This window comes from Halomonas sp. (genome assembly GCF_052095695.1).
Classification (GTDB): domain Bacteria; phylum Pseudomonadota; class Gammaproteobacteria; order Pseudomonadales; family Halomonadaceae; genus Vreelandella.
In genome coordinates this window covers 485-14,452 of sequence record NZ_JBQDLQ010000085.1, presented here as the reverse complement: position 1 = coordinate 14,452, position 13,968 = coordinate 485, and the positions used below count along the sequence as shown (strand labels likewise).

The following is a 13,968-nucleotide window of genomic DNA, read 5'->3' as shown; positions in this document are numbered from 1 at the left end:
GCGAGAGTAGGTCATCGTCAGGCACTTATACTAAAAATCCCCCAGGGCACATGCCCCGGGGGATTTTTTTTGCGTGAAAAAAGCGATTTTAATTTGAGAGATACATTTGCGAGCTACACAAAGTCTTAAAGCCGCTTATGAAGCGGCTTTAAGCATGCTGTTATAGGTCTCTGCGATGCTGGCATTGACCACCGGCCCAGGTTTCATAAATAGCTCGATCATCGGCCAGCATCATCAAGGCAAAAAGCCGCTCCCCAAGCGTTGTGCAATGGCCTACTCGTCGAGACAGTAATGGTGTCGCCTGAGTGTCGATGACGATGAAGTCGGCCTCCAGAGTAGGAGCTAGACGCCCAATATAGATGTCCAGAGAGAGAGCTTTAGCATTACCCAACGTTAAGCCATAAAATCCTTGCCATGCGGTAAGTGGTTGCCCGCCTAGTTGGCTCACTTGATAGGCAGCTTTGAGCGTTGCAAAGCCAGATAGATCCGTTCCTGCACCGATGTCACTGGCAAATGTAAATGCCATACCTGTATGGTCGGCAGCTTCTCGGTCAAATAAACCGCTGCCAAGGAAAAGGTTGGAGCTAGGGCAAAAGGCAACGTTAGCGCCTCTATCCGCTAAGCGTTGACGCATGCCGTTCGTCAGATGAATACCGTGTGCAAAAGTACTGCGAGGGCCTACTAAGCCTGCCTCTTCATAAACTGCTAGGTAATCACGACTGCCAGGGAAAAGTTCGGCTACCCAGTCTAATTCACCGCTATTTTCGGCTAGGTGTGTTTGTAGCCAAAGGCTTGAATCATTGCGTAGAAGAGCGCCGGCGGCATCCATTTGTGTCTTGGTCGATGTCGGTGCAAAACGTGGTGTTACGCTGTATCCCAACCGGCCATTGCCGTGCCAGTCTTCAATGAGACGCTCGCTATCTGCAATGCCAGATGCGCCGTCCATCAGTGCCTCTGGGCCATTGCGATCCATCAGGACCTTGCCAACGAGCATGCGCAGCTGTCGTTTTTGACAGGCTGTGAAAAAGGCATCTACCGAGCCAGGATGGCTAGAGCCAAAGACTTGAGCTGTAGTTGTACCTGCTCTCAGCATTTCATCTAAAAACGCATTGGATAATGCTTCAGCATGCGCATGATTGGCAAAGCGACACTCTTCCGGAAATGTGTAATCGTTTAGCCAGTCCAGTAGCTGTCGACCATATGATGCCATAATGTCGAGCTGGACGTAGTGCACATGAGTATCAATAAATCCAGGCATGATTAATTTATCACGATAGTCAAGCACATGGCTGCCCTCTGGAAGCAAGGGTGCTATCTCCGAAAAATGCCCTACGGCATAAATATGCTGGCCCTTTAACCAAAGTAATCCATCGCCATAGTGCTCGAGGCTACCCGGTTGTGGTGTGTCGCCGTCTCCAGGATCGCGTGTAAAGCTAATCAATTCGGCGCGAATAAGTGTATCGGTAGAGGAAATCATATCAACTCGTGGTAGTAGAGGATTCGTCAAATAGTGCTCGCAGCGCCTGAGAATCAAGGCCACGAGTGTCCTGTGGGCCAGGCGTGTCAGCTAGCCACAGCAGCTCAGTGATCACAGTCAAAGCAATCGCATAGGGCGTTTTATTGCTCAACTTTTTGCCATGAAGACAGCCGATGGGGCTGCGCACCCGCTGAATTTGTTGAGCAGTATAATTGTCACGTTGAAGGCGCCCGCGGAAGCTTGCCCATTTGCTTTCAGAGCCAATTAACCCAATGGAACCTAGGTCATCTCGCTGAATAAGCGCCGCAATCAGTGCGTAATCTTCATCATGATGATGCGTGAGTACCAGCGCATGTGTGCATGACGGCAGTTCGGCCACGCATTGCTGAGCATCATGTAGCGCTTGATAGCTCAGGCGAGGCTGACGTTGTATATTTTCGCCAATATTATCAAAGGCATCACTGCGGCTGTCGTACCAATATAACTGCCAAGGTAAGGGGGCGCTTAACTTAACGATTTCACGGCCAACATGGCCTGCACCAAACACTGCAAGTGTTGCTGTTGACCCGGGAAAGGCTTCTAACAGTATATTGACGAAACCACCGCAGCACTGGCCGCTACGTCCGCCTAATGAAAAGGCTTCTAAGCTGAGTCCGTAACACTGTTCTGCCAAGCGCGCACGTGCGGCAGCAATGGTTTGCCACTCAAACGTACCGCCGCCTAGCGTATCGAAGATAGCATCTTCGGTAATGATCATTCGAGCGCCAGGCTCACGAGGAGTCGATCCTGCACTGGTGATCTGGGTCGCGAGAACGTGTGGTGAGCCTGTGCGCTGAAAGTAATCAAGCGCCGCATGCCATGTGTTGGCAATTTGTAGAGTCACAGCGCTTTTTTCCTAATCAAATTTGCCGCGAGCATGACGCGCTCAGGGGTTGCTGGCGTATCTAAATGAGGCGATAACTGGTAGTCAGTTAAGCTAGAAAGCGCATCACGCAGCGCCGACCATACACAAATACCCAGCATAAAAGGGGGCTCACCGACGGCTTTGGAACGATAAAGGCTTGCCATGGAGTTAGGGTGGCCTTCCAGCAGGGCAACGTTAAAAACAGCGGGCAGGTCGCCAAAGGTAGGAATTTTATAGGTCGCAGGGCCATCCGTAACGAGCACGCCTTTATCGTTCCATTTTAGCTCTTCACTGGTTAGCCAGCCCATCCCTTGTATAAAGCCACCCTCTACTTGCCCCATATCAATAGCGGGGTTCAGTGCTTCGCCCACGTCATGCAAGATGTCGACACGATCGATCTGATACTCGCCGCTGAGCGTATCCACGCTGACTTCGGCTACCGCCGCGCCAAACGCATAGTAGTAAAAGGGGCGACCCTGGCCGACTGAGCGATCATAGTGAATCAGCGGAGTGGCATAGAAGCCTTTTTCTGATAGTGAAATGCGATGGAGATAAGCCGTTTGAATCAGTTCACCCCATGGAATGCTGCGCTCACTTTCGCCGAAACCCGCGATCAGCATACCATCTGTCAGGCGCATGCCTTCACGGTCTAGTCCCTCAGAAAAGTGCTCGGTCGCAAAGTCAAAAAGGCGTTCACGCAGCTTGCTCGCCGCATCGCGTGCCGCCATGCCATTCAAATCAGCGCCGCTAGACGCAGCGGTTGGCGAGGTGTTGGGTACCTTGTCGGTACGTGTTGCGCTAATACACACATTATCTAAATCAAGGCCCAGTTCTCGGGCCACTACTTGGCAAATCTTGGTATGCAGTCCCTGGCCCATTTCGGTGCCGCCATGATTAATCATGACGCTACCGTCGGTGTATACGTGTAATAGCGCCCCGGCCTGGTTGAGGTGCTGGGCAGTAAATGAAATGCCAAACTTAACCGGAGTGAGCGCGAGTCCCTTTTTAATCACCGGGCTATTAACATTAAATGCGCTAATCGCTTTTCGGCGTACCCAGTAGTCACTGTCTTTTTCCAGCGTCTCGACCAGCGTATGCAGAAGTTGGCGCTGGTCGACTTGCTGACCATAATGGGTAACGTCACGACCTTCACGATAAAAATTGCGCTTGCGGATCGTTAAGGGGTCTTCGCCCACTTGGCGAGCGATATCATCCATGGCGGCTTCAGTGATCATCATGCCCTGGGGGCCGCCAAAGCCTCGAAACGCCGTGTTGGACGCCGTATGTGTTTTGGCGCGGTGTCCGGTTACTTTTACATCGCCAAGCGAGTAGGCATTGTCAGCATGGAACATCGCACGATCAACGATAGCGTCGGAAAGATCCGGTGAATACCCGCAGTCGCCAATAACGGTAATTTCACCGCCTTGGATAACCCCTTGCGCGTCAATCGCAAGCTTGTAGCGATTATGGAAGGGGTGGCGTTTTCCCGTGGCGTGCATATCCTCGCGACGGGGCAGCCGTAAGCGGGTTGCTTTGCCAGTACGACGGGCGATGATGGCGGCAATGCAAGCCCATGGTGATGCCTGGGTTTCTTTTCCTCCAAAGCCCCCACCCATGCGGCGAACTTCGACCGTTACCGCATGGAAGGGAATGCCAAGCACTTCCGCAACGAGCTTTTGTGTTTCACTCGGGTGCTGGTTAGAGGTATGGACAATCACGCCCTCATCTTCGGTTGGCAGCACAATGCAAGCTTGCCCTTCCAAATAAAAGTGCTCTTGCCCGCCGATGAACAGATCGCCTTCAATGAGTTGCTCGGCATGATGTAAGGCTTGTTGCCAGTCTCCGCGCTCTTGCACGTGGGTTGGGCGCACAAATTCTTCGCGCTCGGTAGCCTCGACCGGATCTAGGCTGGCAGGTTGTTCATCAACATCAATCTTTGCGAGCATTACCGCCCGTCGGGCTGCTTGTAGTGACGTCGCTGCAACGGCAAACAGACATTGGCCTGCGTAGCTAATGTCGGTATCAACAAAGATGGGGTCGCCAGGAAACACTGGCCCTATGTCAGTATGGCCAGGCACGTCGTGGAAGGTAATGACATCGATAACGCCTGCCGCTTGCTTAACTGCGTCGAGATTTAGCTTGGTCAAAGTGCCATGCGCAATGGGGGATAAGCCAAGAGCAATATGCAACGCATCGGCTGGCGTTTTTAAATCGTCGATATACGTCGCTTTTCCAGTCACGTGCTTCTCGGCGCTTTCATGATAGCTAGCGTTGCCAGCTTGGCGTGAACTGCTGTTATCAACGGTATGGCGGGCTAGCGGGCCCGATCCTTGAATATGGCCATGCAGTTCGCGGCGGGCACGGCTGCTATCGCCATCCAGTTTAGTGAGCGTACGCATGGAGCATGACCTCCTGGCTGGGTGCTGAAAGGGTAAGGTAAAGCCGTTCCAGCAGATTGGCAGCAGCTTGCTGGCGGTAATGTTCGCTGCCGCGCATATCTCCCATTGGTTGAAAGTCGCTTGCGAGAGCTTGCTGGGCCGCTTTAAAGCCGTCTGGTGAAAGCGGTTGACCTTCTAATGCCGCTTCGCTGTTCAAGGCTCTCTTGGGCGTTGCGGCCATACCGCCAAAGGCAATGCGCACATCTCGCATAACATCCTGTTCCAAGCGGTAGCTAAAAGCGCCAAGGACTGCAGATATATCATCTCCGCGTCGTTTAGATAATTTCCATACCCGTAGCTGTTGGCCTTCAGGCGGCTGAGGAATAAAGAGTCGCGAAACGACTTCATCAACGGCAAGCGCCGTCTTTTTGTAATCTAAAAAGAATGTATCAAGTTCTATGCAGCGATTGCCATTTATGCTGGCAAGCTCTACATGTGCGCCTAATACGAGCAACACTGGCGGCGTATCACCGATAGGAGACGCATTAGCAATATTGCCACCCAGCGTGCCTCGGTTGCGAATCTGCTGGGACCCCAGCCGATGCAGAAGGTGGGCAAAGGCAGGGAGATGCGCTTCAAAGAGCGGTTGCAGTTGGGTATATGTGACGCCAGCGCCTATCCACCAACCAGCTTGACCATTAAGTGTGTCTTTCTCAATTGCTAATAGTTCTTTAACGCGAGAAATATCAATTAGTTGCGGAAGTGGTGCCAGGCGTTGAGTGGTTTCCAGCCACAGATCGGTGCCGCCCGCCACAAGACGTGCGTCAGGTACTCGATGCCGTAGTTGTGTTAGTTCGACAAGAGACTCTGGCTGGGCAAAAAAAGAAGTGTTACCTTCTGAATTTGTTGATAGCGCCTCACCTTTTTCTACAGGAAGCGCCGCGTCAAACCATTGGGGGCGCTCATAGGATATGCCATTCATACGTAACGCCGCATCGCGGATAGGGCGATAGCCGGTGCAGCGGCACAAATTGCCACCCAGCGTTGCTTCAAGGCGCTCTTGAGACAGTTCTTGTACTAGCTCCGATGCTAGCGGAGCAGAGCGTTGGTGAATATCGTCATGCAGGGTAAAAAGAGACATGACAATGCCCGGCGTACAAAAACCACATTGGCTGCCATGGCACTCAATCATGGTTTGTTGCGCCGGGTGTAAGTGCTTCTCTTTCGCCAACCCTTCAATGGTCACTAAATGCCGCCCCTGTAGTTGATGGGCTGGAGTAATGCATGCATTAGCGCTACTAAACGTTTGCGCTCCAGTCGTCGATTCACCGATCGCTACGGTACAGGCACCACAATCGCCCGATGCACAGCCTTCTTTAGCGCCTGTTTGAGCCAAATGCTCGCGTAATAAGGTTAAAATACTCGTATCGGGTGAAACGTCACACCGCTGAAGGGTGCCATTGAGTAGGAACGCAATCGTTGCCATGACAGACTCCACTGTGAGTGTATAGATCTGGACTGTATTGACCGATCGGTCAATAAGCGTTGAGCTTGGGACAAAACATCTCTCCTTGCAAGTATTTGCTCGCCGCACCACCTTGGGGCAGACTTGTGTAAAATGAGACGTTTAAGTGCAGCCAATAACCCCGCCGAACAATGCGTTCCAGGTACGTTAGGAAATCATTTAAGGAACACGTTTGATGACCGCTGTATCTACCAGCTATGAAACTCCGAGTCGTGAAAAAATAGAGGCTAGTATTCTTACTGCCGCTGAGCTGGTCTTTTCTCAACACGGCTTTCGTGGCGCGAGTTTGCAAGCAATTGCTGATCAAGCCGGACTTCCTAAGGCGAACGTTTTGTACTACATGGGAAATAAGCAGGCGCTTTATGTGCGATTGCTTGACCGCATGATGCGTCGCTGGAACGAAGTCCTTGAAGACATTACTCCGGATAGTGATCCATCAACGGTACTCCGTGACTTTATTCGTACAAAAATGCTACTTGGCCAGCGCTATCCAGCGGGATCCAAATTATTTGCGGCGGAAATTTTAGCGGGTGCGCCTTTTCTAAGTGATTATTTAGCCGGCGAGTTACGCGATTGGGTGGAGGCGCGCGCTACTATCATGCGCCAGTGGTCGGCGCAGGGTAAAATGGATGCTGTGGACCCCCGGTGGTTAATTTTCTTAATCTGGTCAGCTACTCAACACTACACTGAATATAGCGCTCAAGTCAGCGGCATTCTAGGGCGAGATGCGTTGACACCGGAGGATCTTGAATCTATTTCCTGCTTTCTTGAGCACGTTATCTTAAAAGGGTGCGGCATTACTCAGGCCGGCTCTGGCGTTTCTGTGATGGATCAGTGAGCCTATCATGAGTGCCTTACCCGTTGATCAGCATCTTGATGCTATTAAAACTATTTTATCCTCCAATAATCGGCTGGTACTGATTGCTCAGCCGGGAGCGGGTAAAACAACGCGTGTTCCATTAACGCTGTTAACGGCTGACTGGGCGAAAGGTCAGAAGTTGCTTTTGCTAGAGCCGCGCCGTGTTGCCGCTCGTTTAGCCGCTAGTTTTATGTCTCAGCAACTGGGTGAGCCGGTTGGGCAAACGGTAGGCTATCGCATGCGTGGTGGCAGCTGTGTTAGTGCGAAAACTCGTTTAGAGGTAGTGACTCAGGGCGTGCTTACTCGAATGCTGCAGGATGATCCGCTGCTAGAAGGCGTTGCCGGCATCATCTTTGATGAATTTCATGAGCGCAGCGTCGATGCCGATGTTGGGCTGGCGCTGGCATTAGACATTCAGGCCAGCATTCGTGACGATCTACGTCTGCTGGTGATGTCGGCAACGCTGGATGCTGATGCTCTTAAGCGAGTTCTGGGCGATCAGGTTCCTGTCATAGAGTGTCAAGGTCGCCAGTATCCGGTAGTAACCGCTTATCGTCCTGGGCTGAGCGGTGAGAGTGATGCTAATCATACGCTGCGCGTGGTCAACGAAGCGCTTGCAATGCCAGGCACGCAAGGTGTGATGGTGATTTTGCCCGGCGTGGCGGAGATCAATCGCGTCGTTGCCGCTCTGAGCAGCGCTATGCCTCTTATGGCGGTACGGCCGCTGCACGGAAGGATGAGTATTGCTGAGCAGCAGGCGGCCTTGGCGCCGAGTGCATCGCAGCAGCGCATTATTGTTTCGACTGCTATTACTGAATCGAGTATTACCGTCGATGGAATGAACGTCGTCATTGACGGTGGCTTAGAGCGGGTACCTCTTTTTCATCCACGAAGCGGATTAACGCGACTCACGACGCGGCGCATTAACCGAGCGAGCGCTGATCAGCGCAGGGGGCGGGCTGGGCGGCAGCGTGAAGGGGCGTGTTTTCGGCTTTGGGCTCAAGAGCAGACGCTGACGCCATACGGTGAGCCGGAAATCCAGCAAGCGGATCTTTCAGCCGTTGTGCTTGAGTTGGCCTGTTGGGGAGTCTCGTCGCCAGAGGATTTGCGTTGGGTCACACCGCCCCCAAAAGGCGCTTGGTCTAGTGGTCAGGCGCTACTGATACAGCTAGGCGTATTAGATCAATATCATAAACTAACGTCGCTAGGTGCCCGTTGTGCTAAGTGGCCGGTCGCTCCCCGAATAGCCGTAATGTTAGAGCGCGCCGGTGATTTAAAAGCGCTACCGTTGGCCTGTGGCCTTGCAGCGCTGTTGGAGGGGCGTGAAACGGCGGAGGGTTCTCTGGCCGATGAGTTAGCACTTCGGCTTCGCCACCCGAAGCGTTTTCCAAGCTGGCAGCGTGAGGCGCTAAGGCTGGCTAAAAAAGCAGGTGTGAGCATTGGGGATGCGTTGCTAGTACCCTTAGGGCCTCTTTTAGCGCTGGCCTATCCAGACCGTATTGGCCAACAGACAAGTCCTGGCCAATTTCGACTCGCCAATGGCAAAACGGCTACGCTGTCGCTAAGTAATGTCTTGGCGCATCAGTTATATATAGTGGCGATCGCAATCAATAGTGCGGTAAATGGTCAGGTGCGAATAGTCGTCGGCGAGTCGTTGGCGTTAGCGTCACTGTGTTCCCTGTATCCTAGCGTTAGCCAGTGGCAGACACGCGTGGCTTGGTCGCAAGAGCAGGGTCGCTTAATTGGCGAGGAAGTGCAGGCGCACGGTAGCCTTGTGATGGCCAGGAGGCCACTAGCCCACTTGCCCGAAGAGGCCGTGAAACAAGCGCTGTTGGCTGCCCTTCGACAGCATTCCAGGTGGTTGTTAGGTGATCAGCTGCAGCAGATGCGTGGGAGGATGGCACTGTTGCGCGATAATATTGGAACACTGTGGCCGGATTGGTCGGAGGAGGCACTACTGGCATCGCTAGAAAACTGGCTGGCCCCCTACTTGATTGGTATAAATCGGCTGAGTCAAATTGAAAAACTGCCGCTAGGGCGCTATTTGCTCAATACATTGACGTGGGAGCAGCGGCTTGAGTTTGAGCAGCTCGCGCCCCTAGCGCTCAATGTGCCCAGTGGAAAACAGATTGATTTGGATTATGTGCCTTGCCTTTCGCAGCTCGCGCCAGTACTGGCTTTAAAGTTGCAAGAAGCGTTTGGTTGGCGGGTAACACCGACGGTGGCGAATGGGGCCGTTACAGTGATGATTCATTTGCTTTCGCCTGCACGCAGGCCAGTGCAAGTCACCCAGGATTTAATCAGTTTCTGGCAAAATGGTTATCCAAACGTGCGTAAGGAAATGCGCGGCCGATACCCTAAGCACCCATGGCCGGAAGACCCGCTAACGGCACTTGCGACGTCGTATACTAAAAAACGGGGTCAGCCGTGAGCAGGCCTCATCAGTATTAGCCGCACTATATTTATTGACTGCATATTTATTCGCTGCGCGTTTCAGGGATTTCATCGGGAATTCGATAGCGTACGCCATCAGCCTGTTGCTCTTCATAGCGTTGATTCTCATCATCGGGCACCACGCCAATGACAGTTTCCTTCGAGCCATCCGGCCAAGTGTACGTAGTGCAACCTGCCAATAATAGAAGCGGTGCAAGAGCTAGGCAGCTTTTGATGTGCAACATAGGGCGACGCTTAATCATAAGGCACTCCATCAGGTGGTGCGGTTCGTATTAGTTAGCGTTGATTATTACATATTTGAAGCTATAGATTGGCATCTATCTGCATGTGAATGCACAGATTTTATCCCTGATCTGCAGATTATTCGCTTTGTGAGACCGTGATGTTGGTGGCCGTGCATTGTGTCGTTGAGGAAGGGGCTTATGAGTCTGTCGATGAGGCACATGGTGTCGTTAATATTCATCATTATATGCCATTAGCTTATTGGGGGTGTAAGGGTGTACAATTTTCGTCAAAAAATTTACACGCTTAATATGAGGTTTTATGAGCTCAACGGGGGCGTTAATTTTATTTGCTATAGCGATTGCTGTTGTTATCGGCCTGTGCCTATATGCATGGCGCTTGCGCAAAGAGGTTGGTCGCAGAGAGGCGTATCGACGCGATGAAGATAGCCGTGCACTTCAGAACAGCTTAGACAATCTCGACTATGTGACGAGTGCATTAGTTCAGCAGCAGGTCGATATAACCGAGGGTGCTTGGCGTTGTAAGGTGCTGCTAGAAATCATTGATCCTAGTTTGGCTGAAAGGCCAGAATTTCAAGCATTTAGTGAGCACTTTAATCGTACGCGACATTTGAAAACTCACTCGGCTCGCCAGCAACTGACAGCCCGTGAACGTATGCAGGAAGATAAAGAAAGATTAGCAGCAGAAGATGATATGCGAGAAGCAGTAGTGGAGGCGGCTAAAGCTGTATTAGAATGGCGGGCCAAAGGTGCAGATGCATTGCATTGAGATTATATTAAGAAATATCAGTTTTGTGCGGTATTGAACCGCCAAAAGGCATCGCAAATTTTTTAGTGCCCATTGTGGCATTTTTGCTATGCTGAATGATGTCGGTATTGGCAAGAAGTTGATATCTTGGCATTGTTGCCTTCTTGCGCTTAAGCGTTAATGATAGGCACACCGTTTCGTTATGATTGAGTGCGCTGTACTTAATAATGCGAAACAGGCGAAAAATGGATGCTCTCGCAAATAAGAAGCATTGGATAGATTTGGTCACTTAAGACCATTTCAGCATTGGATCAAGAAGGAGTCTTGCATGAAAAAATCAACGACTGGCTTGCTAATCGGTTCCGCACTAGTAGTAGGTCTATCTGGCTGTGCTAGTTCGGCCTCTCAGTCTTCCGGCCAATCAAGCGCTAGCAATGCTAGCAGTGACAGCAGCTGGTACAAACATCCGTTTGTTTGCGGTCTGGCAGGCAGTGTTATCGCTGGCAGCATTGGTTATGCAGTTAGCGGCGATTCTGACGAAGAAAGTGGTGCCGCTACCGGCGCTGTTGTTGGTGGCGCTATCGGTGGTCTGCTGTGTGCTGATCGTACGCCTGAACCGGTCGCTCCTCAGTGCCCTAGCTTCGGTGAAGTACCTGCTGGCGTTGCAGTTGACGCAGAGGGCTGCCCGCTAGATTCTGATGGTGATGGCGTGCCTGATTTCCGTGATCAGTGCCCAGGCACACCTGCTGGCGTAGAAGTTAACGCAAGCGGTTGCCCGCTTGACTCCGACAACGACGGTGTGCCTGACTATCGTGACCAGTGCCCGAACACCCCAGCAGGCGTAGAAGTTAATGCGCTGGGTTGCCCGGACAGCGTTGTACTGCAAGACGTTAACTTTGAATTCGACTCTGCAGAGTTGACTTCTGATGCACGTAACGTACTCAACGGTGTTGCTGAGCGTCTAGTAAACAACACCGACGTACGTGTAAGCATCGAAGGCCACACAGATTCACTCGGCCCTGATGCGTACAACAAAAACTTGTCACAAGAGCGTGCTGAGTCTGTTGCGCGCTACCTAGCTAGCCGCGGTGTAGCTTCTGACCGCATGCAATCTGTAGGTTTCGGTGAAGAGCAGCCAATTGCTTCTAACGAAACCCAAGAAGGTCGCTTCCAGAACCGTCGCGTAGAACTGGACGAGTGGAAGTAATCACACCTATTTTTGCTGGTTTTGCTAATCGTAGATAGCGATTACTCAGCAAGAGTTTGGTAAAGAAGCGGGAGGCCTTGGCCTCCCGTTTTTATTTTGAGGCAGCGCTAAGTCTGTTAGGCTTGTCGCTGCTTATATTGTTAAGCTATGTGCCTCCCAAGACCATTGATAGCGATATGTGATCCTTGGTATGGATCACCACTGCGCTCAAGGAATCTGAATGCCTATAGTGACCCTGCCTGATGGCAGTCAAAAAACGTTTGAAGCGCCGCTAACCATTATGCAGCTTGCAGAATCCATTGGCCCTGGTTTGGCTAAGGCCTGCATCGCTGGAAAGATTGATGGTGTGCTAGTCGATGCAGCTGATTTGATTGAGCAAGATGCCCGCGTTTCTATTATTACTGTGCGGGATGATGAAGGCGTAGAAATTATTCGCCACTCCTGTGCCCACTTGATTGGTCATGCGGTCAAGCAGATGTACCCGACCGCCAAAATGGCTATTGGGCCGGTCATAGATGATGGTTTTTATTACGATATTGAATTTGGTCAATCCATCACACCAGATGACCTAGACGCTATCGAAGCGCGTATGCAGGCTCTGATTGAGCGCGAGTACGATGTGGTGCGTGAATACGTAGATCGCGACCAGGCTATGCAGACGTTTGTGCAGCGTGATGAGCCCTATAAGCAGGATATTATTAGCGGTATTCCCGATGGCGCCTCCATCCGCCTTTATCATCATGAAGAATATACCGACATGTGCCGCGGTCCGCACGTGCCGAATACTCGCCATTTAAAGGCCTTTAAGCTTACTAAGCTAGCGGGTGCTTATTGGCGTGGCGACGCCTCCAATACCATGCTAACCCGTATCTATGGCACAGCATGGGGCGATAAAAAACAGCTAAAGGCTTATCTCAAGCGTTTAGAAGAAGCTGAGAAGCGTGATCACCGCAAACTTGCCCGTAAAATGGATTTGTTCCATATTCAGGAAGAAGCGCCGGGTATGGTGTTTTGGCATCCCAATGGCTGGACGATGTACCAGGCTTTGGAAGAGTACATGCGCAAGATTCAGCGTGAGCATGGCTATCAAGAGATCAAAACGCCGCAGGTAGTTGACCTTTCCTTGTGGAAAAAGTCAGGGCACTGGGGGCACTACAGTGAGCTGATGTTCACCACTGAGTCTGAAAAACGCGAATACGCCGTCAAACCCATGAACTGCCCTTGCCACGTGCAGGTGTTTAATCAGGGCCTAAAGAGTTACCGCGACCTGCCGCTGCGCCTGGCTGAATTTGGGAGCTGTCATCGTAATGAACCTTCTGGTTCGCTGCATGGCCTGATGCGCGTGCGTGGCTTTACTCAGGACGATGCGCATATCTTTTGTACTGAGGGGCAGATTCAGGCGGAAGCGGAAGATTTTATAGCACTGACGCTGCAAGTGTACAAAACACTTGGTTTTGATGACGTTGAGTTAAAGCTTTCAACTCGCCCAGAAGATTTTCTGGGCGAGGCTGAAATGTGGGATCAGGCAGAGCAAGGGCTTGAGGCCGCATTGAACGCAACTGGGCTTGAGTGGGACCTTCAGCCTGGAGAGGGGGCATTTTACGGCCCAAAAATTGAATTTGCATTGCGCGATTGTCTGAATCGTGTGTGGCAATGTGGTACTCTACAGCTCGATTTTAACTTGCCAGGGCGTTTAGGGGCTCAGTACGTTGATGAAGACGGCGCACGAAAAACCCCTGTGATGCTTCACCGCGCGATTTTAGGCTCCTTTGAGCGTTTCTTGGGGATTCTAATTGAGCATTATGCTGGCGCTATGCCATTATGGCTGGCTCCACAGCAAGCGGTAGTTATGATTATTACCGATTCACAGCGCGAATATGCGCTTGAATTGGAGAAACGACTGCAAAAAAGTGGCTTGCGTGTTAAAGCGGACTTGAGGAACGAGAAGATCGGCTTTAAAATCCGTGAGCATACGTTACAGAAAGTTCCCTATCTCCTTGTGGTAGGAGATAAGGAAGTCGAAGCTGACTCAGTGGCCGTGCGAACTCGCAGCGGCGAAAACCTCGGTACTATGACGGTTGATGAATTTATTGAACGTCACACCGCCGAGAGAGCAGCCCTGGCGACATCGTCAATTGCCTAAGGAGACGGAACGATCAAGAGAAGCAGCCAGA

At 51.6% G+C, this 13,968-nt stretch carries 10 protein-coding genes; 5 read left to right on the top strand and 5 right to left on the bottom strand.

Annotation, left to right across the window (positions count from 1 at the left end):
- Positions 1-160: 160 nt before the first annotated feature.
- The 4 genes from guaD to xdhA are packed head-to-tail and all read right to left on the bottom strand — an operon-like array spanning position 161 to position 6,245.
- Positions 161-1,477 (bottom strand): guanine deaminase, encoded by a 1,317-nt coding sequence (gene guaD, locus ACTH5D_RS14450; protein ID WP_441672438.1) that lies wholly within the window; start codon positions 1,475-1,477, stop codon positions 161-163.
- Position 1,478: 1 nt separating this feature from the next.
- Positions 1,479-2,360, bottom strand: coding sequence for a xanthine dehydrogenase accessory protein XdhC (xdhC, locus tag ACTH5D_RS14445; protein ID WP_441672436.1), 882 nt, complete (start codon positions 2,358-2,360; stop codon positions 1,479-1,481).
- Complete coding sequence (xdhB, locus tag ACTH5D_RS14440) at positions 2,357-4,780, bottom strand: xanthine dehydrogenase molybdopterin binding subunit (RefSeq protein WP_441672434.1); 2,424 nt, start codon at positions 4,778-4,780, stop codon at positions 2,357-2,359. Before xdhB ends, xdhC begins: the two co-directional genes overlap by 4 nt.
- Positions 4,764-6,245 carry a xanthine dehydrogenase small subunit gene (xdhA, locus tag ACTH5D_RS14435; protein WP_441672432.1) on the bottom strand — a complete coding sequence of 494 codons (1,482 nt, stop codon included), beginning with the start codon at positions 6,243-6,245 and terminating at the stop codon, positions 4,764-4,766. Before xdhA ends, xdhB begins: the two co-directional genes overlap by 17 nt.
- Positions 6,246-6,459: 214 nt before the next feature.
- Here xdhA and ACTH5D_RS14430 point away from each other — a divergent pair, with 214 nt between their 5' ends.
- Both ACTH5D_RS14430 and hrpB read left to right on the top strand, forming a co-directional pair.
- On the top strand, positions 6,460-7,122 hold the full coding sequence (locus tag ACTH5D_RS14430; RefSeq protein WP_441672442.1) for a TetR family transcriptional regulator C-terminal domain-containing protein: 663 nt from the start codon (positions 6,460-6,462) through the stop codon (positions 7,120-7,122).
- 7 nt (positions 7,123-7,129) lie between these two features.
- On the top strand, positions 7,130-9,574 hold the full coding sequence (gene hrpB, locus ACTH5D_RS14425; RefSeq protein WP_441672430.1) for an ATP-dependent helicase HrpB: 2,445 nt from the start codon (positions 7,130-7,132) through the stop codon (positions 9,572-9,574).
- Between the two features lie 46 nt (positions 9,575-9,620).
- Here the strand turns inward: hrpB and ACTH5D_RS14420 are convergent, their stop codons facing one another.
- Positions 9,621-9,839 (bottom strand): hypothetical protein, encoded by a 219-nt coding sequence (locus ACTH5D_RS14420; RefSeq protein WP_441672428.1) that lies wholly within the window; start codon positions 9,837-9,839, stop codon positions 9,621-9,623.
- A gap of 301 nt (positions 9,840-10,140) precedes the next feature.
- On the opposite strand from ACTH5D_RS14420, the gene ACTH5D_RS14415 reads away from it, so the two are divergent.
- The 3 genes from ACTH5D_RS14415 to thrS all read left to right on the top strand — a co-directional run bounded on the left by ACTH5D_RS14415 (position 10,141) and on the right by thrS (position 13,937).
- Positions 10,141-10,608, top strand: a complete 468-nt coding sequence (locus ACTH5D_RS14415) for a DUF2489 domain-containing protein (RefSeq protein ID WP_441672426.1) — start codon at positions 10,141-10,143, stop codon at positions 10,606-10,608.
- A gap of 307 nt (positions 10,609-10,915) precedes the next feature.
- Entirely contained in the window at positions 10,916-11,794 is an 879-nt protein-coding gene (locus ACTH5D_RS14410; RefSeq protein ID WP_441672424.1) for an OmpA family protein, read from the top strand.
- Positions 11,795-12,014: 220 nt separating this feature from the next.
- Complete coding sequence (gene thrS / locus ACTH5D_RS14405; RefSeq protein ID WP_441672422.1) at positions 12,015-13,937, top strand: threonine--tRNA ligase; 1,923 nt, start codon at positions 12,015-12,017, stop codon at positions 13,935-13,937.
- Positions 13,938-13,968: the final 31 nt, after the last annotated feature.